The 19,940-nt window shown below is 74.3% G+C and carries 15 protein-coding genes, 1 rRNA gene and 1 pseudogene; 9 read left to right on the plus strand and 8 right to left on the minus strand.

Annotated elements, in window-relative coordinates; all coding sequences use genetic code 11:
• Nucleotides 1-169: 169 nt before the first annotated feature.
• A 5S ribosomal RNA gene (gene rrf, locus P696_RS0129150) occupies nt 170-286 on the plus strand.
• Nucleotides 287-388: 102 nt separating this feature from the next.
• Here the strand turns inward: rrf and P696_RS53070 are convergent.
• The 4 genes from P696_RS53070 to P696_RS0129170 form a co-directional block, all read right to left on the minus strand.
• Nucleotides 389-1,531: a DUF6528 family protein gene (locus tag P696_RS53070; RefSeq protein WP_051468329.1), complete on the minus strand. Its 1,143-nt coding sequence runs from the start codon at nt 1,529-1,531 to the stop codon at nt 389-391.
• Between the two features lie 119 nt (nt 1,532-1,650).
• On the minus strand, nt 1,651-3,303 hold the full coding sequence (locus tag P696_RS0129160) for a DNA repair helicase XPB (RefSeq protein ID WP_026415096.1): 1,653 nt from the start codon (nt 3,301-3,303) through the stop codon (nt 1,651-1,653).
• 264 nt (nt 3,304-3,567) lie between these two features.
• A complete protein-coding gene (locus P696_RS0129165) occupies nt 3,568-5,931 on the minus strand; it encodes a helicase-associated domain-containing protein (protein WP_245627852.1) in 2,364 nt (787 codons plus the stop codon).
• A gap of 16 nt (nt 5,932-5,947) precedes the next feature.
• Nucleotides 5,948-6,568 carry a TetR/AcrR family transcriptional regulator gene (locus tag P696_RS0129170; protein ID WP_026415098.1) on the minus strand — a complete coding sequence of 207 codons (621 nt, stop codon included), beginning with the start codon at nt 6,566-6,568 and terminating at the stop codon, nt 5,948-5,950.
• A 173-nt stretch (nt 6,569-6,741) separates the two neighbouring features.
• Here P696_RS0129170 and P696_RS48885 point away from each other — a divergent pair, with 173 nt between their 5' ends.
• Nucleotides 6,742-7,278: a hypothetical protein gene (locus P696_RS48885; RefSeq protein WP_064744147.1), complete on the plus strand. Its 537-nt coding sequence runs from the start codon at nt 6,742-6,744 to the stop codon at nt 7,276-7,278.
• 32 nt (nt 7,279-7,310) lie between these two features.
• On the opposite strand, the gene P696_RS57585 is transcribed toward P696_RS48885, so the two are convergent.
• Nucleotides 7,311-7,697 carry a hypothetical protein gene (locus P696_RS57585; protein WP_157429983.1) on the minus strand — a complete coding sequence of 129 codons (387 nt, stop codon included), beginning with the start codon at nt 7,695-7,697 and terminating at the stop codon, nt 7,311-7,313.
• Between the two features lie 293 nt (nt 7,698-7,990).
• Between P696_RS57585 and P696_RS48890 the strand changes: the two genes are divergently transcribed.
• Both P696_RS48890 and P696_RS58885 read left to right on the plus strand, forming a co-directional pair.
• Nucleotides 7,991-8,680, plus strand: a complete 690-nt coding sequence (locus P696_RS48890; RefSeq protein ID WP_245627853.1) for an HAD family hydrolase — start codon at nt 7,991-7,993, stop codon at nt 8,678-8,680.
• A 108-nt stretch (nt 8,681-8,788) separates the two neighbouring features.
• Nucleotides 8,789-9,187 (plus strand): cold-shock protein, encoded by a 399-nt coding sequence (locus P696_RS58885; RefSeq protein WP_026415100.1) that lies wholly within the window; start codon nt 8,789-8,791, stop codon nt 9,185-9,187.
• Between the two features lie 13 nt (nt 9,188-9,200).
• On the opposite strand, the gene P696_RS48895 is transcribed toward P696_RS58885, so the two are convergent.
• Nucleotides 9,201-10,085: an MFS transporter gene (locus P696_RS48895; RefSeq protein WP_051468330.1), complete on the minus strand. Its 885-nt coding sequence runs from the start codon at nt 10,083-10,085 to the stop codon at nt 9,201-9,203.
• 702 nt (nt 10,086-10,787) lie between these two features.
• On the opposite strand from P696_RS48895, the pseudogene P696_RS58405 reads away from it, so the two are divergent.
• Nucleotides 10,788-11,435, plus strand: a pseudogene (locus tag P696_RS58405) (DUF3027 domain-containing protein); the annotation flags it as partial.
• A 232-nt stretch (nt 11,436-11,667) separates the two neighbouring features.
• Nucleotides 11,668-14,577: a sacsin N-terminal ATP-binding-like domain-containing protein gene (locus P696_RS0129205; RefSeq protein ID WP_026415101.1), complete on the plus strand. Its 2,910-nt coding sequence runs from the start codon at nt 11,668-11,670 to the stop codon at nt 14,575-14,577.
• A gap of 102 nt (nt 14,578-14,679) precedes the next feature.
• Here P696_RS0129205 and P696_RS0129210 read toward each other — a convergent pair whose 3' ends face one another.
• Complete coding sequence (locus P696_RS0129210; RefSeq protein WP_026415102.1) at nt 14,680-14,934, minus strand: DUF2530 domain-containing protein; 255 nt, start codon at nt 14,932-14,934, stop codon at nt 14,680-14,682.
• A 73-nt stretch (nt 14,935-15,007) separates the two neighbouring features.
• Between P696_RS0129210 and P696_RS0129215 the strand changes: the two genes are divergently transcribed.
• From P696_RS0129215 to thpR, 3 genes are all read left to right on the plus strand, one after another.
• The gene (locus P696_RS0129215; RefSeq protein WP_051468331.1) at nt 15,008-15,487 is read left to right on the plus strand and encodes a MarR family transcriptional regulator; all 480 of its coding nucleotides are present in this window, start codon (nt 15,008-15,010) and stop codon (nt 15,485-15,487) included.
• A 245-nt stretch (nt 15,488-15,732) separates the two neighbouring features.
• On the plus strand, nt 15,733-16,974 hold the full coding sequence (locus P696_RS0129220; RefSeq protein WP_026415104.1) for an MFS transporter: 1,242 nt from the start codon (nt 15,733-15,735) through the stop codon (nt 16,972-16,974).
• A gap of 82 nt (nt 16,975-17,056) precedes the next feature.
• Nucleotides 17,057-17,674 (plus strand): RNA 2',3'-cyclic phosphodiesterase, encoded by a 618-nt coding sequence (gene thpR / locus P696_RS48905; protein ID WP_051468332.1) that lies wholly within the window; start codon nt 17,057-17,059, stop codon nt 17,672-17,674.
• Here the strand turns inward: thpR and P696_RS0129230 are convergent.
• Nucleotides 17,671-19,917 carry a hypothetical protein gene (locus P696_RS0129230; RefSeq protein ID WP_026415105.1) on the minus strand — a complete coding sequence of 749 codons (2,247 nt, stop codon included), beginning with the start codon at nt 19,915-19,917 and terminating at the stop codon, nt 17,671-17,673. The two genes, thpR and P696_RS0129230, sit on opposite strands and share 4 nt — an antisense overlap.
• Between the last annotated feature and the right edge of the window lie 23 nt (nt 19,918-19,940).

Below are 19,940 nucleotides of genomic sequence, written 5' to 3' on the forward strand. Positions count from 1 at the left end.
AGTGGCTTGAACACACTGAACGTTCAAACCAATCGCTGCTAGAAACAGTTGTTCGCGTCCCTGTGTGGTTCCCAGAAAACAACTGGGCTCCGCTATGAAGTGAATATCCGAGCTTTGACGGCTCGAACGAGACTTGCCAACCCGGTGTTTCAGGGTTGTGCGTTGATCGTTCGGTGGTTATGGCGAGGGGGAAACACCCGGTCCCATCCCGAACCCGGTAGTTAAGCCCCTCAGCGCCGATGGTACTGCATGGGAGACTGTGTGGGAGAGTAGGACGCCGCCGGACATATATTGGGTGAGGCCCCGCCAGAAATGGCGGGGCCTCACTACTTTTTTATGGGCCCCGCCACTTGTGGCGGGGCCCTTTTTGCTTGTGGGGCGTTCGGAGTTATTGGTAGGTGGGGATCAGCCAGCGGGCTCGGTAGTAGGCGGTCTTCGTCCTGTTCGGGGTGTACCGGACGGGACGCCAGCCGGGTGGGGAGTAGAGGGTCGCGTAGGGCGTCGTCCAGCTGTGGTAGCCAGGGGCCGAGGCCGGATAGGTGAGCAGGACGCGTCCGGTGGCGGGGTCGTTTCCGATGGATTTCGGTTGGCGGCGGTAGCTGCCCACGTGGTCCGGGGTCGGGTTACCGGCGTTCAGGGTGGCTGTGCCGGGGAAGTCGTTGCAGTAGCGGCGGCCCGCGCCGTCCAGGCCGGGACGGGGCCACTTCACCGCGGTGGGGACGAGTCGGCAGGGCTTGGCGGCGGTCTTGGAGAACTGGGTGATTCCGTTGCTCGTGACGATCCAGAGGCGGTCCTTGCGGCCGTAGACGGGCTGGACGTCGTGGCCGAAGGACGGGACGTTCCTGGACGCCGGATAGGCGGACGAGCGTGGGAGCTTGTAGACGACCGGGGCGCCGAGTCCGCCGGAGCGGTACGGGTACCTGGTCAGTCTGTCGCTGCCGATGGCCCACAGGGCGCGCAGGGACGGGTCGTAGAGCACCTCGTGTGCGCCCGGGAAGGTCCGTTGTGTGAGGACCTTGGCGGTCTTCCGGGCGAAGATCTTGATGCTGCCGCCGCCCGCGCCCGCGGAGTTGGCGATGGCGACGTTGCCGTCCGGCAGGAGTTCGACGCCGTGGACGTTGGCGGTGCGGGTGCCGCCGACGTACACCGACCACTTCCGCTGCAGGCCGGGGTAGGTGTAGATGCCGACATAGCCGGACGCGCCGTCGGCGATGGCCAGGACACGGCCGCCGTACGAACCGCCGGGACGGAGCCTGGCGTCCACCCCGCGGCCCCAGGACGAGACCGGACGCCAGCGCTTGGCCGGCTGCCACGCCCTGCCGGGCTGAGGGGACGGATAGAACTCGATCGACTTGGTGGCCTCGTTCACGGCCACGACGGGCGTGCCTGTGGCGTCCTCATTGAAAGGGGACGCCCAGGCCAGGCCGTCCACGGAGGCCAGGAACGAGGCGGAGAGGGTGGCGGTGATCGCGGCGCGGGCCAGCCCGCGTGGCGGACGGACGCCGCCGTGGCGGCCGAAAGAAGGGGGCATGGACGCTCCTCCCGAACGACGACGAGAGAGCGCCCATGGTCGCGATCAGCGGTGCGTGATGTCGAGCCTGTAGGGGTTTTTCCTCGACATCTGAAAAGGAGCGGGGGAAGGAATCGGCCTTAGATGTCCTCGCCTGACAAAACGGCGTCCGCGTCGACGATCCGGTAGGCGTATCCCTGCTCGGCGAGGAAGCGCTGGCGGTGCGCCGCGTAGTCCTGGTCGAGGGTGTCGCGGGCGACGACGGCGTAGAAGCGGGCGCCCGCGCCGGACGCCTTGGGCCGCAGGAGCCGTCCGAGGCGCTGGGCCTCCTCCTGCCGGGAGCCGTACGCGCCGGACACCTGGACGGCGACCGTGGCCTCGGGCAGGTCGATGGAGAAGTTGGCGACCTTGGACACGACCAGGACGTTCTGCTCGCCGGAACGGAACGCGTCGAAGAGCCGCTCGCGTTCCTTCACCCGGGTCTCGCCCTTGATGACCGGGGCGCCGAGGAGCTCGCCCAGCTCGTCCAGCTGGTCGATGTACTGGCCGATGACGAGCAGCTGCTCGCCCTCGTGCCGCTTGACCAGCGCCTGGACGAGGCGGGTCTTGGTGTCGGTGGTGGCGCAGAAGCGGTAGCGCTCCTCCGGTTCGGCGGTGGCGTAGGCGAGCCGCTCGGAGTCGGTGAGGGTGACGCGGACCTCGACGCAGTCGGCGGGGGCGATCCAGCCCTGGGACTCCATGTCGCGCCAGGGGGCGTCGTAGCGCTTGGGGCCGATCAGGGAGAAGACGTCACCCTCGCGGTTGTCCTCGCGGACGAGCGTGGCGGTGAGGCCGAGGCGGCGGCGCGCCTGGAGGTCGGCGGTCATCCGGAAGATCGGCGCGGGCAGCAGGTGCACCTCGTCGTAGACGACCAGGCCCCAGTCGCGGGCATCGAACAGCTCCAGGTGCGGGTACACGCCCTTCCGGCGGGTCGTCATGATCTGGTAGGTGGCGATGGTGACCGGGCGGATCTCCTTCTTCGCGCCGGTGTACTCGCCGATCTCGTCCTCGGTGAGGGTGGTGCGGCGGAGCAGCTCCTGCTTCCACTGGTGCGCGGAGACGGTGTTGGTGACCAGGATCAGCGTGGTCGCCTTGGCCTTCGCCATGGCCGCGGCGCCGACGGTGGTCTTGCCGGATCCGCAGGGCAGGACGACGACGCCGGAGCCGCCGTGCCAGAACGCGTCGGTGGCCTCGCGCTGGTAGGGGCGCAGCTCCCAGCCGTCCTCGTCCAGGTGGATGGGGTGGGCCTCGCCGTCCACGTAGCCGGCGAGGTCCTCGGCGGGCCAGCCGAGCTTGAGCAGGGCCTGCTTGAGGGCGCCGCGCTCGCTGGCGTGGACGGCCACCGCGTCGTCCCCGATCCGGTCGCCGATCATGCCCTTGATCTTCTTGGCGCGCAGCACCTCCTCCAGCACCGCGCGGTCGGACGAGGAGAGCACCAGGCCGTGGACGGGGTCCTTCTCCAGGCGGAGGCGGCCGTAGCGGGCCATGGTGTCGGCGACGTCCACGAGCAGGGCGTGGGGGACGGGGTAGCGGGAGAACTTCAGCAGCGCGTCCACGACCTGCTCGGCGTCGTGCCCGGCGGCGCGCGCGTTCCAGAGCGCGAGCGGGGTCACCCGGTAGGTGTGGACGTGCTCGGGCGCGCGTTCCAGCTCGGCGAACGGCGCGATCTCCTGCCGGCAGGCGTCGGCCAGCTCGTGGTCGACCTCCAGCAGCAGCGTCTTGTCGGACTGGACGATCAGCGGCCCATCGGTCACGAGAACGGTGCCCCCAAGCTCATCGGACGGCGGGTGGGACGGGGTCGGCGGGCGGACGCGTCGTCCGCGCCGCTGCCCGCGCGCATGGGACGTCCACGGCGGGACGGTCTGCGCACGTTACCCCGAGAACACAACGTTCCGGCACCTCCGGGCTCTTCCCGAGGGTGTCCGCTGTGACGTAGCGGACACCCCCGGTCGCCGAGGAGGCGCGCAGATCAGGCGCGCAGATCAGGCGGGCTTGATCAGGGACCCCTGCCCCAGGGGCTATTCGGGGGCGAGTTCGGTGACGCCGGTGATGCGGTGCAGGGCGAAGCGGTGGACGGCCGCGCGGGTCGCGTCGAAGCCGGTCAGGAAGCCGCCCTCGACGCGGATCGGCTCGACGATGCGGCTGGACGCCTGGCCCTGCTGGTCGAGGTAGCCGATCCAGACGCGGACGCCCTTCTCGACCGCGCCGCGCAGCAGCTCGACGGTCGCGACGGCGGGGGATCGGGGCGGCTCGCCGTCCGGGCGTCCGGCGGCCTGGCGGGCCGCGCCGAGCCGGGACGCCTCCTCGCCCGCGCGCAGCGCCCGGACGGTCGCGATGATCACCGAGTCCTCGGCGGCGTCGGCCGGACGCAGCCGGACGATCTCGGTGGACGGCGGGGGCTCCGCGCGCCGGGCGTCCGGGCGGGTGACGATCACGCCGCCGCCCGGGGACTCGGCGACCGGGGCGAGGCCGAGCCCGCGCAGCCCGGTCAGCAGGTCGGCGCGGCCCAGCCCGGACGCGAGGACGGTCGGCGCGAGCCGGTGCAGGCGCAGCGGGTCCGCGCGGCGGTCGGCGAGGATCTCGTCCAGCGTGGCCGGGTTGTCGGCGCGGACGTAGGAGACCAGGGACCCGACGCGGAGCTGGCCGTGCCTGCGCGCGACGTCCTCGACCAGGTAGGCCAGCGGCTGCGGGACGGGCGTCGCGGAGTGCCTGGTCAGCATGTCGAGCAGGTCGGCGGCGGAGCGTCCGGCGTCCAGGGCGCGGCGGACGGACTCGGCGGTGAACCGGTAGACCGTCGCGCCGCCGGTCGACTCGACGTCGGCGGTGAGCGCCAGCTCGCGGCCGAGGTCGGTGACGAGGGGGCCGGGCGCGACGGCCGTCAGGTCGGCCTGGATGAGCACCTTGTCGCCGGGCTCGGGGAGGTGCTTGGCGAGCGTGGGCTCGGGGTCGGCGCCGTCCAGCAGGTCGCGGGCGAAGGGGGCGAGGACGCCGTAGCCGGTGAGGCCGAGGACGGCGGCTTCGCGCAGCGTCCAGTCCACGAGCCGGTCGCGGAGCGGGCCGCCGCGGCGGGGCTGGAGCCAGTCGAGCCGTTCGCGGACGGCCGTCGGGGTGACCGGGATCCCGGCGGGGGCGTCCGCGAGGATCGCCAGGGCCGCGTGCCGGGTCGTGGGGGCGCTGCCGTGCCGGGCGGACTCGCTGAGCGCGTTGACCAGCCGGTCGCGGTCGTCGCGCTCGCCGACCAGGCCGGGGACGCGGTCGGTGCGCAGCCAGCCGTGCGCGAGCTCGGTCCAGCGGCCGGCGATGTCGCGGCGCAGCCACAGGTCGTAGGCGGGCGTCGGCAGCCACTCGCCGTCCAGGTCGCCGGACCGGGTGAGCAGGCCCGCGGCCTGGGCGATCTCGGCGAGCAGCGCGGCCCGCCACTCCGGGACGTCCAGCAGGGTGGCGGCGGCGCGCAGGTCGCGGACGGCGAGCCCGCCGCTGCGCAGTACCGGCGGCGGCTCCAGGCTCCAGCGCTCCAGCAGCTCCTCGATCTCCCGGACGACCGTGAACGCCTCGCCCGCCGCGCCGCGCACGACGGTGTCCTCGGCGCGGGCGCGCGCGTCCGCGCCGAGCGCGGGCGGGTCGGCGGCGAGGTCGCGGAACAGGTGGCCGCCGCGCAGGTGGAGGGCGACCTCGCGCGGGACGGTCACGGTGCGGTCGTCCTCGGCGGCGAGCAGGCCGCGCGCGAGGAGCCGTTCGACCGGGGTCTCGGCGGTGTCGAGGCGGACCGGACGGCGGGCGTCGGCGACGCGTCCGACCGGCGGGCCCCAGGCGAGCCGGTCGAGGGCGGCGCGGGCCTCGTCCCCGGCGTCCGCGATCAGGCCGGACGGGTCGGCGAGCCGTTCGGCGACCAGGGCGATCAGGCGGCCCGCGTCGGTGAAGCCGCGCGGGACGTCGCCGTCGAGGTCGGTGACCAGGGCGGTGAGCCGGTCGACCGGGTAGGAGGCGAACACCTCGGCGGCGGGCGGGCCGAGGCCCGCGGGGTGCGGCAGGGCCTGCCGGACGCCGGGCGCGGCCCGGGACGTCCGGGGGCCCCAGACCAGGGCGTCGCGGCGCAGCGTGGCGAGCGCGGCCGACACCGCGCGGCGCGGCGCGGGCAGCGCCGCCGCCAGGTCGGCGACGCGGACCGGGTCCGGCAGCACGAGGACCCCGGCGAGGACGGCCAGGGAGAACGCGTCGAGCCGGTCCAGGGCGCGGGACACCGCGGCGGGCGTCCCGGCCCGGGCGGCGAGCGCGGTCAGGTCGGCGGGGACGGGCGCGACCAGCTCCGGGCGCGCCGCGAGCAGGGCCCGCAGCTCGTCGTCGTCGCGGGAGCGCAGCCAGTCCGCGAAGCTGTCCACCATGGCCCGGGACGCGGCCTCAGGAGGAGGCGGGCGTGCGGTCCAGGTTGACCAGGCCGAGGCCGAGCCGGGCCCAGCCGTCCACGAACCGCTTCTCGTCGATCCGGGTCGGCGGCTCGTACATCGACTCGTTGGCCAGCCAGTAGTTCACCACCGCGCCGCCGAGGATCGAGGCGATCGCGGCCCAGTCCTCGTCGGAGTCCGCGAACTCGGGCTGCTGGGAGAGCCAGGTGGCGATGCCGTCGTAGAGCGGGTTGACGATGCCCTCGCGCATCTCCGCGACCAGGTTGGGGAACTGGTCCAGGTCGCGGAACAGGACGCGGATGAGGTCCTGCTCCTCGCGCATCTTGGCCAGCCCGGCCTGGCAGGTCATCCGGAGCCGGACCTCGAGCGGCCGTCCCTCGTACTGGATGGCCTGGTCGAGGACGTCGCTGACCTGCTGCCGGGTGCGCTCGATGTGCTCGCGGATCGCGGCCGAGAGCACCTCCTCCTTGGATCGGAAGTGCCGGTACAGCCCGCCCGCGCCGGGCGACAGGCCCGCCGCGGCCTCGATCTCGGCGACCGACGTCGCGGCGTAGCCCCGGTCGGCGAAGAGCCGGAGCGACTCGGCCACGATGCGCTCGCGCGTAGAAGTCGTCATGTTTGTGTGTTCCCCTCCGTAAGAAGGCTAAGGCATCCGGGAGCGGCCATGCCTCAGGCCCACTCGGCGCGCGCCCGAAAACCCGATCTCCGCGTTCGGCCGGGCCGCCTGGGGCTAGAGTCGTTGGCTTCGCGCCCGTCGCCGGGAGGGGCCGGAACCGGGAAGGGGCGTCGATGGCGATGTCGCCGCGGACGGGAGGCCGGGCGGCCTTCCTGCCCGAGGATTTCGTGGTCCCCACGCTGGTGGCCGGCCAGGGTTTCCGGATCCGTCCGATCACCGTGCACGACGCCATGCGCGACTACTTCGCGGTCATGGACAGCCTGGACGCGCTGCGCGAGCGCTTCCACGCCGAGTGGGGCTGGCCGCATCCGGACCTGACCGCCGAGCAGGCCCTGGTGGACGTGGCGTGGATGCAGAAGGAAGGGCAGCTGCGCCGCCAGTTCACCTACGTGGTGACCACCCCGGACGAGGAGCGCCAGCTCGGCCGCATCCACGTGCTGCCCGCCGAGCGGGACGCCGAGGACGGCGCGCAGGCCGTCCTGCTGTTCTGGGTCCGCTCCGGCGGTGACCATCCCGGCCTCGGCAAGGAGCTGGCCGAGTTCGTCCGGCACTGGGTGGACGCGTCGTGGCCGTTCGAGGCCGTGCGGATCCTGGACCCGGACGGCGGGCCGTCCGAGCTGGTCGAGTCGTCCCCGCTCGAGGCCTTCTGACGTTCCGGGGCGCCCTGGCCTTCGGGGCGCGGCTACCGGACGCGGCGGACGAGGGCGACCAGGATCCGGCCGATCACCAGGTAGACCACGGCGGCGAGGCCGTAGTTGACGGCCACCTCGGCCTTGTGGTTCTCCGGCTGGAAGACGTCCCTGAACTGCCAGGCGAGGTCGTCGGCCCAGCCGCTGATCCGGTGCACCAGCGCGTTGCCGGTGTTGGCGTCGAACGCCACGAAGACGATGTGGACGGCCAGGATCAGCACGACCACGGTCGTCACGATCGAGATCAGCGTCACGATCCAGGCGACCGCGCGCTGCCGGGCGGCCCCCAGCCCGCCGCCGTCGCCGGACGGCCCGAGGCGTCGGGTCCGGGACGTTCCGCCGGGCTCGGTGCGGGAGGCGGAGTCTCGCTCTTGCGTCATGGCACCCTCCTTGGGCCGCGCATGGGACTTTCGAGACCGGCGTTTTCCCTGGTGGCGAGGTTGGTGCAGGGGGCGGCGGGGATAACTCCACCAGGCACCGCCACAACACCGCACCGGAGTGACACCGGCCGCGTACACAGCTCCCGCGCTCTCCTACTCGGATCCCGTCGCATCGCCACTACCGGGAGAGCGCGGGTACGCGTGTTCCGGGTGCGTTGTGTCGGGCGGAAGGGTGGGCGGCCGGTGGCCGCCACCGGCGGAACCGTCATACCCTCCCCTTTACCCTTTGGGACGTGCCTTACCAAGAGCCCTTCGCCATCGGATTCGACCTCGACCTGACCCTGGCCGACACGCGGGAGGGGATCGCGGCCGTCTACCGGGCGCTCTCCGAGGAGACCGGCGTCCCGATCGACACCGGCGCGGTCGTCCGGCGGATCGGGCCCCCGCTGGAGGTGGAGATCGGCCACTGGTTCCCGCCGGAGCGGGTTCCGGAGATGGCCGCCCGGTACCGCGCCGTGTACGCGGACATCGCGATCCCGGCGACCGCCCTGATGGCTGGGGCGCGCGAGGCGATCGACGCCGTCCGGGCCCTCGGCGGACGGGTCGTCGTGGTGTCCGGCAAGAACCAGGCCGACACCGAGCGGACCGTCCGGTACCTCGCCCTGCCGGTGGACGCGGTGGTCGGCGGGCTCTTCGGCCCTGACAAGGGCGCGGCGCTGCGCGAACACCAGGCGTCCGCGTACGTGGGTGACCACATCGGCGACGTGGACGCCGCTCGCGCCGCGCAGATCACCTCGGTCGGCGTCGCCACGGGCTCGTTCGACGCCGCGGCGCTCGCCGACTACGGCGCGGACGTCGTCCTGCCCGACCTGCGCGCGTTCCCGGATTGGCTGACCCGCCGTTACGGGGACCGAAACCCGAACGGTCATCAGGAAGGGCGTCCGGACGGATATTCGGATGCCGTCCCGGACGTTCGCAGGTAGCTTCGGCCCGTGCCCCGCAAGGGTTTCCGGCGTCCCGCGCGTGTTCTCCGGCAGTCGGTGAGGCACTAATCTTGAGGGCCAACCAGAAGCGAGCTAGACGAGGTTCCCGTGCCCACTGGCAAGGTCAAGTGGTACGACGCCGACAAGGGATTCGGCTTCCTCACCCGCGATGACGGCGGCGAGGTGTTCGTGCACTCCTCGGCGCTCCCCGCCGGCGTGACGACGCTCAAGCCCGGCCAGCGCGTCGAGTTCGGCGTGGTCGAGGGCAGGCGCGGCCAGCAGGCCCACCAGCTGCGCGCGCTGGAGACCCTGCCCTCGGTGGAGAAGGCGATCGCCCGGCAGAAGCGCAAGAAGCCGGACGAGATGGTCATGATCACCGAGGACCTCATCAAGCTCCTGGACGGCATCTCCAACACCTACCGGCGCGGCAAGCACCCGTCCCCGGCGGAGGCCAAGAAGATCGCCACCGTGCTGCGCGCGGTGGCCGACGACCTGGCCGCCCCGTAGCCGGGTCCGCCCTCTAACCGGAGCGGCGGTGGGCCCTGGAACGGCGGATCAGCAGGACGGTCAGGGCCACCGCCAGCGCCGCCGCGACCAGCAGCAGCGCGACGCGGCCGTCCGCGACCAGGGACAGGGCGAGGCCGAGCAGCCCGCCCGCGACCCAGACCAGCTGGTGCAGGGTCTCCGACACCGCGAAGGTGGACGAGCGGACCTCCTCGCCGATCTCGCGCTGGACCACCGCGTCCAGGGAGAGCTTGCCGAGGGTCTGCCCGGCCGCGCCCGCGAACGCCACGGCGAGCGCCGCCCACAGCCCGAACAGGACGGCGCTCACCACGGCGACGGTCGTGGCGAACCCGAGCGTGGAGTACAGGATGACCTGCGGGGCGCGGGCCTTCATCCACGCGCCGAGCGCCGTCCCGGCGAGGCCGCCCGCGGCGGCGCACGCCGCGAGCAGCCCGAGCGCCACGGTGTGCGGGACGGGATCGAACCTCTCCTGCCGCAGCACGAAGGCCAGGTAGATGATCAGGAAGCCGGAGAACGCGCGGAGCACGGCGTTCGCCTGCATCGCCTCGGCGACGACCGGGCCGACCTTGAGGAGCGTCCGCCGGCGTCGCCGCACGGCGGTCCCGGTCGTGGACGGCGGGCGGGCCGCGTCCGGGTCGTCCACGTGGGCGGGCAGGCGCAGGACGAGGACGACGCCGAGTGCGAACACCAGCGGGGCGAGCCGCAGCAGCCAGTCCGCGCCGATCAGCAGGTTCAGGCCGGCGCCGACCGGGGCCGCGACGGCCGCCGCCAGCAGGCCCGCGAACGACAGCCGCGCGTTGGCCGTGACCAGGGTGATCGCCTCCGGCAGGACACGCGGTGTGACCGCCGCCCTCAACACCCCGAACGCCTTCGACAGCACCAGAACCCCGAACGCGGCGGGTCGCCCGAGCCACGCGGCGCGCCCGCGCCGACACGCCGGGCGGCGCGACGGGCCACGCTCCGGACGCGCTCCGCGCCGTCGTCGGCCGTCCGCGCGCCACGCCGGAGCCGTGCGAAGACTCCGGCCGGGCCCGCGCCGGGCGTCGCGTGCGCGCCGTCATCGGCCCTCCGCGCGACCCGCCGGAGTCGTGCGGAGATCCCGGGCGGGCCCGTGCTGGGCGTCGTGTCCGTGCTGCCGGGGGAGGTTGGTGCTGAGTTTGTGGCCGAGGTGTGACCCGCGTTCGCGCGTGTTGTCCGGGGGCCGCGCTGATCGCGGTCCTCAGCGGGATGACCTGCGGATTCGGACATCTGGGCCGGGCGCGCTCCTCGGTCATGGCCGATCGGCTGGGGGCCTGTGACGAGGGTATGTTCCCGGCGGGGCGGCGATTGACCCTCCGGGGGCCGGGCGCGTGCCCGGCCATGCCCTTCCATGGGCGAGAATTGGAGGGTGAGCCCAACCCGTCAGTCCAGCACCGCGCGTTCCACGGGGTCCCGGTCCGGCGCCGCAGCCGCCACCGGCGCCGCCGCGGGCGGGACGCGGCGCAGCCGTCCGCCCGCCCTCGACGCCGCCTGCGCCGAGGCGGTCGAGCTCGCCCGCGCCGCCGCCGAGGAGACCGCCGCGCCCGGCGGGGTCGGCGACCACCTGGGGCTGAGCCCCGATGCCGAGCGCGTCGTCACCCACTACTTCGCCTGCCTCGACCCCGGGTACAAGGGCTGGCACTGGGCGGTCACCGTCGCGCGCGCCTCCCGCGCCCGGACGGTCACGGTCGACGAGTGCGTGCTGCTGCCCGGCGACGACGCGCTGCTCGCCCCGGCCTGGGTGCCGTGGCTGGAGCGGCTGCGTCCGGGCGACCTCGGGCCGGGCGACCTGATGCCGACCGCGCCGGACGACCCGCGGCTCGCGCCGGGATTCACCGCCGTCGAGGACGAGGGCGAGCGGCAGGTCCAGTGGGAGCTGGGTCTCGGCCGTTCCCGCGTGCTGTCGGCCGAGGGGCGGGGCGACGCCGCCGAGCGCTGGTACGACGGTGTCGCCGGGCCGCGCGCCCCGATCGCCGCGTCCGCGCCCGCGCAGTGCGCGACCTGCGGTTTCTACGTGACGCTCGGGGGCGGGCTACGGCGGCTGTTCGGGGTCTGCGCGAACGAGTACGCGCCCGACGACGGCCGCGTCGTCTCGGCCGACCACGGCTGCGGCGCGCACTCCGAGGCGGTGAACCTCCCGGCGGCGTCCGAGCACGGCCCGCCCGTCCTGGACGAGCTGGACTTCGAGGTCGTCTCGGACGTCCCGGCCGAGCAGGACGAGCAGGCCGAGGCGGAGGACGGCGCGCACGTCGAGGCCGAGGTCACCGAGGTCGAGGCCGAGGTCGAGGAGACCAAGGTCAAGAAGGCGTCCGGCAAGCGGGCCCCCGCCAAGCGCGCCCCGGCCAAGCGCGGTGGCGCGAAGGGCAGGACGGCCAAGCGCGGCACGGCCAAGAGCAAGAAGGACGGCTCCGGGGACACCGAGGCCGGCGACGGCTGACGCGGCTGTGGACGATTCGTTCGGGACCGGCGAGCTGCGGGCGCGTGTCCTGCGGGCTTGGGCCGAGTCTCCGGCGCGGTTCCGCGCCGACGCCAACACCGAAGAGGACTTCGCCCTCGGCGGCTACCGCGACCGGGTCGTGGTCGAGCTGGCGCAGAACGCGGCCGACGCCGCGCTGCGCGCCGGCGTTCCCGGGAGGCTGCGGCTCACGCTGCGCGGGGACGTGCTGGCGGCGGCGAACACGGGCGCGCCGCTGACGGCGGACGGCGTGGAGGCCCTGTCCACGCTGCGCGCCTCGGCGAAGCGGGACGAAGCCGGATCCGTTGGGCGGTTCGGCGTCGGCTTCGCGGCCGTGGTTTCGGTCAGCGACGAGCCGTCCATCATGTCCGCTTCGGGCGGTGTCGCGTGGTCGCTGGAGCGTGCGCGCGCGGCGGTCGCGGACGTCCCGGAGCTGGCGTCGGAGCTGGCCGTCCGGTCGGGGCACGTGCCGCTGCTGCGGCTGCCCTTCGGCACGGCGGCCGACGGCGTTCCCGAGGGGTTCGCGACGGTCGTCCGGCTGCCGCTGCGGGACGGGACGGCGGTCGAGCGCGTCCGGGGGCAGCTCGGCGAGGTCGGACCGGCCCTGCTGCTCGCCCTGCCCGCGCTGGAGTCCGTCGAGATCGACGTGGACGGGGACGTCCGCGAGGTCCGGCTCGGGGAGTGGCGGACGGCCGAGGCGCACGGCGAGATCCCGGCCGAGCTGCTGGCGGATCGTCCGACCGAGGAGCGGCTGCGCACCGGCTGGCAGGTCCGCTGGGCGCTGCCCGCGGACGCCGGGCGCGTCCTGTCGGTGGAGAAGGTCGGGGTTCCGGCGGTGCTGCACGCGCCGACGCCCTCCGACGAGCGGATCGACCTGCCCGCGCTGCTGATCGCGTCCTTCCCGCTCGCCCCGGACCGGCGGCACGTCGCGCCCGGCCCGCTGACCGACTTCCTGGTCGAGCGCGCCGCCGACGCCTATGTCGACCTGCTGCGCGGCCTTCCCGTCGGGCCCGAGGTGCTCGGGCTCGTCCCGGGGCCGGTCGGGGCCGGGGAGCTGGACGCGAAGCTGCGTCGCGCGATCCTGGCCCGCCTGCCCGAAACCCCGCTGCTGCCCGGCCCGATACGCGGCCGGGACGCCGTCGCCGTGGACGCGCCGCCGCCGTTCCTCGACCTCATGGCCGACGTCATGCCCGGCCTGCTGCCGCCGGGCTGGCCGGTCCGGAGCCCGGCGCTCGACGCGCTCGGCGTCCGGCGCATGGAGCTGGCCGACGTCGTCGACGCGCTGGTCTCCCTCGAACGGCCGCCGAGCTGGTGGAAGTCGCTGTACGCGGCGCTGTCGGGGGCGTCCACGGACGGCCTGGGCGCGCTGCCCGTCCCGCTCGCCGACGGACGGCTCGCGCGCGGCCCGCGTGGCACGCTGATCACGACCGGGGACACCACGGCCCTGGAGCCGCTCGGCCTGCGGATCGTCCACCCCGAGGCCGTCCACGCGCTGCTGACCAGGCTGGGCGCGATCGAGGCGGGGCCGCGCCAGCTGCTCGCCGACGCGGCCGTCCGGGCGGCCGTCGAGGAGTCCTTCGACGACGACGACCCGGACGCGCTCGCGGGCGCCGTGCTGACACTGGTCCGCGAGTCCCGGCTCGACCCGGGCGACGAGCCGTGGCTGGAGCACCTGGCGCTGCCCGCCGACGACGGTGATCTCTACGCGGCAGGTGAGCTGCTGCTCCCGGACAGCCCGCTGCACACGATCATGGCGGACGACGCGCCGTTCGCGACCGTCGCCGCCGAGCTGGTCGAGCGGTTCGGCTCCGAGGCGCTCGCCGCCGTCGGTGTCCTCTCCGGCCTCGCGACCGTCCGCGCCGAGGACGTCAACGTGATCGGCCTCGCGGACGCCGCCGACACCCTCCACCTGGACGGCGAGGACCTCTGGGCCGAGGACGTCCTGCGCCGCACCGGCGACCAGGACCTGCCGCCCCTCGTGCCCGAGTTCACGGCCGTCCGCGACCTGGAGCTCGTGGACGACTGGCCCGCCGCCCTCGGTCTGCTGGCCCGCCCTCCGCTGCGGGCCGCCGTCGTCGAACCGGCCATGGTCAGCGTGGACGGCGGTCGCCGGGTGACCGCGCCGTCCTATACGGCGTGGTGGCTGCGGAGGCATCCCGTTCTGTCCGGCCGCCTGCCCGGCCAGTTCCGCATGCCGGACGGCTCGGACCTGCTGAGCGGTCTGTACGACGAGGCCCCGGACGGCCTGGACGAGGGGTTCCTGCTCGCGCTGGGCGTCCGCACCACCCTGGACGATCTTCTCGACGAGCCGGGCGGCGCGGCCGAACTGCTCGCCCGGATGGCCGATCCCGGCCGCGTGATCTCCCGCGAGCACCTCGGCGTCCTGTGGACGGCCCTGGCCGCCGCGGCTCGCGACGTCGAGCCGCCCGAGGCCGTGCGGGCGATCGTGGACGGCCGGGTCGAGGTCGTGGACGCCGCCGACGCGCTCGTCCTGGACCGTCCCGACCTGCTGCCGCTGCTGACGGGCCAGCCGCTGGTGATCGCCTCGGCGGACGCCGCGGGCGCGCTCGCCGAGCTGCTCGACCTGCCGCGCGCGAGCGAAGAGGTCACGGGCGAGGCGTCCGGGCCGGGGACGCCGACGGCGGTTCCCGAGGTGGTCAGGGCCGTCCTTCCGGACGCTCCGGACACCTACCTGGCGCACGACCGGCTGACCGTGGACGGCGTGGACGTCCCCTGGTGGGTGGGCGACGGGGAGATCCACGCGACCGGCCCGTCCGGGCTGGCGCGCGCCCTGGCCTGGACGTCCGGCGCATGGCCCGACCGGCACCTCGCCGAGGCCGTGCTGCGCGCCCCTGAGGACACGGCGACGCTCCTGGCCGAAGCCGACCTGGAGCACTGACCCTCTCCGACTGGGCGGTCCGCGGCAAACTCCGCGCGGCGGGCTATGGAAAGCGGGCTCGGGGCGATCTAGGATCCCGCCCAAACCCGTTCCGGAAGCGGGCTAGGAGCCCTGCTTGGCCGCGCGTTCGGCGGCGAGGCGGGCCCGGGACGCCTGGAGGCGCGGGACGTACCAGATCGCGAAGAGGCCGATGCCGGTGCCGACGGCGCACACCCCCAGCCACCAGCGTTCGTCCGACGGGAGGCCGACGAGCAGCAGCACGACCAGCGCGACCGCCCAGGCGACCGTCCCGGCGATCGCGATGTGGACGTCGTTGGTCGCGAGCGGCTGCGGATCGGGACGGCGCGGACGGCTCATGCGTTCAGCCTAAGCGCAGCGGGCCCCGCCTCGGCCGCCGCCCCCGGTTCGAAACCGGCGCCGACGTGGGACGATGGAGACAGGGACAGCAGGGGAAGGGCATCTGACGTTGGACACCACCACCGCCGGCCTGGCCGAGGAGCTGCGGATCTCCGTGGCACGCCTCTCGCGGCGCCTGCGCACCCTGCGTCCGGCCCGTCCGGAGGACGCCCGGCCGCCGCTCACCCTGACCCAGTTCGCCGCCCTCGCGGCCCTGGCCCGGCACGGTTCCATGACGCCGCGCGAGCTCGCCGACCATGAGAAGGTCCAGCCGCCGTCGATGACCCGGGTGATCGCGTTCCTGGAGGACCAGGGCCTGCTGGAGCGCACCCCGCACCCGACGGACGGGCGGCAGGCCGTCCTGGTCCCGACCGACGCCGGGCACACCCTGCTCGCCGAGGAGCGGCGGCGCAAGGAGCAGTGGCTCGCCCGCCGTCTGAACGAGCTGAGCGACGAGGAACGCGACATCCTGCACCGGGCCGCGCCCGTGCTGGACAAGCTCAGCCGCGCCTGAGGCCCGCTTCCCCCCGTACCACCACCTCTCGCCCGTATGGCGGAATACCGAACACGGGCATATCGTTAGCAATGTAAAAGACTTTGTGGTGGCGGAGGTGTGTCTGCGTGGGGGTGGCCCTCGGGACCGGAACGGCGACGGAGACGACGAACACGACAACGACGATCACGACGACGGAAGTAGAAGTAGAGGTCGAGACCGGGCGGACCGAGGGGCCCGGTGAGGAGGGCGAGGCGCGGAACGGCATGTTCCGGTCGCTGCGGAACAGGAACTACCGGCGGTACGCCGGCGGGCAGGTCGTGTCCAACACCGGCACCTGGATGCAGCGGGTGGCGCAGGACTGGCTCGTCCTCGAACTGGCGCACGGCACCGGCGGCACCGCCCTCGGGATCACGACCGGCCTCCAGTTCCTGCCGCTGCTGCTGTTCGGGCTGTGGGGCGGCGTCATCGCCGACCGGTACCCGAAGCGGCGCGTCCTGATGCTCACCCAGACCGCGATGGGGCTGCTCGCGCTGGTGCTCGGGGTGCTCGCCGTCACTGGGACGGCGCAGGTCTGGCACGTCTACGTGCTGGCGTTCCTGCTCGGCCTCGCGACCGTCGTGGACAACCCGACCCGGCAGGCGTTCGTGGTCGAGATGGTCGGACGCGAGGACCTGCCCAACGCGATCGCGCTCAACAGCGCCACGTTCAACGGCGCCCGGCTCATCGGGCCCGCGGTCGCCGGAGTGCTGATCGCGGCGATCGGCACCGGCCCGGTGTTCTTCGTCAACGCGGCCTCGTTCGGGGCCGTCCTGCTCAGCCTTTACCTGATGCGGACGGACGAGCTGAACACCGTGGCGCCCGTCGCGCGGGCCAAGGGCCAGCTGCGGGAGGGCCTGCGGTACGTCCGCGGACGCCCCGACCTGATGCTGGTCCTCGTCCTCATCGGGGTCGTGTCGATGTTCGCGATGAACTTCCAGATCACGGTCGCGCTGATCTCCCGGCAGGTGTTCCACTCCGGGGCGTCCACGTTCGGACTGGCGAGCACGATGATGGCGGTCGGCGCGCTCACCGGGGCGCTGCTGGCGGCCCGCCGCGCGGCCCGGCCGCGGTTCCGGATGCTGATCGGCGCCGCGCTGGTCTTCGCGGCCCTCGTCACGCTCGGCGGGCTCATGCCGACCTTCTGGTCCTACGTGCTGTCCCTGGTGCCCGCCGGGATCGCGATGATGACGTTCACGACGGCGGCGAACGCGACCATGCAGCTGGGCGTCGAGCCCGAGATGCGCGGCCGGGTCATGGGCCTCTACATGCTCGTCTTCCTCGGCACCAACCCGCTGGGCGCGCCGATGGTCGGCTGGATGTCGCAGACGTTCGGCCCGCGCGCCACCGTCGTCGTGGGCGGGCTCGTGGCCCTCGCCGCAACGCTCGCCGTCGCGGCCGTGGCCGTCCCGCGCGCGGAGATCCGGCCGCGGCTCACCAAGCTGATCGAGGCGACCGCGGGACGCTGACGTCGCACGTGGGAGGGCATCTGACGTGACAAGGACGGGTCCGGGCTGAGAGGCTGACGGACGTGGCACCCCGGACGTACGCATGAGATTGTTCGTCGCGCTGTTGCCCCCGCAGGAGGTCCTGGACGAGCTGGAGGCGTTCGTCGAACCGCTGCGGGGGATCGTGCCGGAGCTGCGCTGGACGCGCAGCGAGCTGCTGCACGTCACGCTCGCCTTCTTCGGCGACGTCGACGACCGGACCCTCGAGAAGCTCCTGCCCCGGCTCGAACGGGCCGCCGCGCGCCACGACCGGCTCTCGCTGTCGCTGGCGGGCGGCGGGGCGTTCCCGGACGGCGGCGCGCACGCGCGGGTCCTGTGGACGGGCCTCTACGGCGACCGCCGCGACCTGGCGGCGCTCGCGTCCTCGACCGCCGCCGCCGGACGCCGCGCCGGAACCCCGCCGGACCGCCACAGCACGTTCCGCCCGCACCTCACGCTCGCCCGCAGCCGCCACCCCGTGGACGTCCGGCCGCTGCTGGAGCCGATGTCGTCGTTCGCGGGCCAGCCGTGGACGGCCGAGGCCGTCCACCTCGTCCAGAGCCGGCTGCCCGCCAAGGGGCGCACGCAGGTCGAGTACGAGTCCCTGGAGTCCTGGCCCCTGCGCGCGCCCCGCCCGGAGGCCGGGCGCCCGGACGGCGGGCGCTTGGACGGCGGGGGTTAGAGCTCCGGGGGCGGGGGCGTGGGGTGGTCGGCGTCCGGCGGGCCCCAGGGGAGGCCGTAGCGTTCGCAGGCGCGGCGCAGCTCGGCGAGGTCGGGCGGGAAGGTGACCTGGCGCAGGACGCGTCCGGTCGGGCTCCACACGACCAGGCGGGGCATGCGCTCGGCGGCGTGGTCGATGCCGACGCCCGCCACGCGGTCGCGCGCCAGCTCCCAGCGGACGCGTCCGCGCCGCGTGACGACGGCCAGGCCCGCCGGGGACACGCGCAGGCGCGGCCGGTCGCGGTCGTGCAGCCAGTAGCCGCCCACGCCGACCAGAAGCCCCGCCGGGACGGACCAGCTCGCCGTCGCGGCGAAGCCGCCGAGGTCCGGGCCGAGCCAGGCGGCGCCGACGAGCGCGACGATCTCGGCCAGCAGCAGGCTCATCCCATAGGTGCCGAGCCGGGACCGGCGCGTCGCGTCCAGCAGGACGCCGGGCGCGTCGGCGGGGGACGGCGTGGCGAGCCCACCGTGGACCGTCCCGGGCTCGACGCCGGAGGTCAGGGCCAGCGCGCCGTCGGCGTCCGCGTCCGCATCGGCGTCCGCGTCGGTGTCCGCATCTGTGTCCGCGGTGCTCGCGGGGAGCGTCAGCGTGGAGACCGCCGAGTGGAACGCGGCGCTCAGGTACGCGTCGTACTCGGCATCGTTCACCGGCAGGCCCTCGCGGCGGGCGGACTCGCGCAGGTCGGTGCGCGAGATGCGCAGCGCCGACAGCGGCGCGGCGAAGAACTCGTCCCCGTCGGAGTCGTAGAGCCGGACCCAGGCGTGCCCGGCGATGGTGAGCAGCTCGATGCCGCCGAGCCGGTCCTCGGGCATCCGCAGGACGACCTCACCGGCGGCGTCGGCCCAGCCGAGCCCGCCGTCCTCGACGACCAGGCGTCCGCCGGGCACCCGCGCGAAGATCTCCGGCAGCCCCTCCAGGCCGTACTCGGGGGAGCGCGGGGCCCGCGCGCCCGGGGTGACGACGCGGTAGCCGCGGTCGGCGAGGGCGTGCGCGAGCTGGAAGGCGTCCAGGCCGTGGGCGGGCAGCCGGGCCACCAGCCGCAGCCGGTGGTCGAACGCCAGCACGGACAGCTCGCTGCGCCGGGGCCGTCCGGTGAGCGAGTCGGCGCGGAGACCGGGCCCGAGGACGAGCGCCGCGATCGCGGACGCCGGGACGCTCAGCGCCCCGCGCGCCGGGACCACGCCGCGCTCCTCCGCGCCCGGCACGTCGCCGCGGGCTTCGGATTTCGAGGTCCAGGACTCGGCGAGGGCCTCGGCGGCGCGGTGCGGGCGCTGCGCGCGCCTCCGGCGCGGACGGCGCGAGACCTCGATGACGTCGCGGTCGATCGTCCAGACCGTCCGGGTGGAGACCGTGGAACGGCGGCGGGACGCGTGGACGGCGGTCAGCGACGCCAGCACCCAGCACGCCGCCGCGACCCGGACGCCGAACCCGGCGGACCCGTCGACCGCCAGCCGCACCACCATGACCACGCCGAGCGCGCCGGAGAGCCAGCCCAGCAGCAGGAGGCGGCGGCGGGACGGCACCGGGTCGGCGGACGCGAGCACGGCCGGCCCAGGCGCCGGGGACGCGGCCTCGGCGGCGTCCTCGTGCGCGGCGGCGAGCAGCGCGGCCTCCTGGTCGAGCAGCCGCCGCTCGGCCGCGAGGTCGCGGGACGGGCCGAGCGGGATGACCAGCTCGGCGTCCTCGTCCCCGGGCTCGCCCGGTGGAGGGCCCGGCTCGTCCAGCGCGGGGTCGAGCAGGTCGGAGACCTCGCCGTGCACCAGCCGGATCGGGACGCCGAGCCGCCGCGCGGTCACGAACAGCGCCAGCGGCTCCAGGCCGAGCTGCGGCAGCGGCCCGATCGCCGCGGTGCCGAACTTGTGCTGGACGACGAGCACGCCGTCCGCGGTGGTGACGCCGAGGCCCTCGATACGGTCGCGCTCGTAGCTGGACAGGACGGCGCCGTCCGGGCCGATCTGCTCCAGGCCGCGTTCGGACAGCCGCCAGTAGGCCGGGTCGCGGTGCCGCGCCGCCCAGGGCAGGACGGCCGCGACCGCGCCCGCGAGCCACGGCCCGGAGCCGAGGACGAGCACCAGCGCCGCCCACAGCCAGCCGGGACGCACCGGCGCGAGCGCCGCCGCCACCGTCAGCAGGACGAACGGCCCCGGCGCGACCGGGCGAAACCGGCCGCCGAACCCGTGCAGGCCGACCAGCTCATGTTCCACAGACCGCATCCTCTCGCGGGAAC

It is taken from the genome of Actinomadura oligospora ATCC 43269 (assembly GCF_000518265.1).
GTDB classification, from domain to species: domain Bacteria; phylum Actinomycetota; class Actinomycetes; order Streptosporangiales; family Streptosporangiaceae; genus Spirillospora; species Spirillospora oligospora.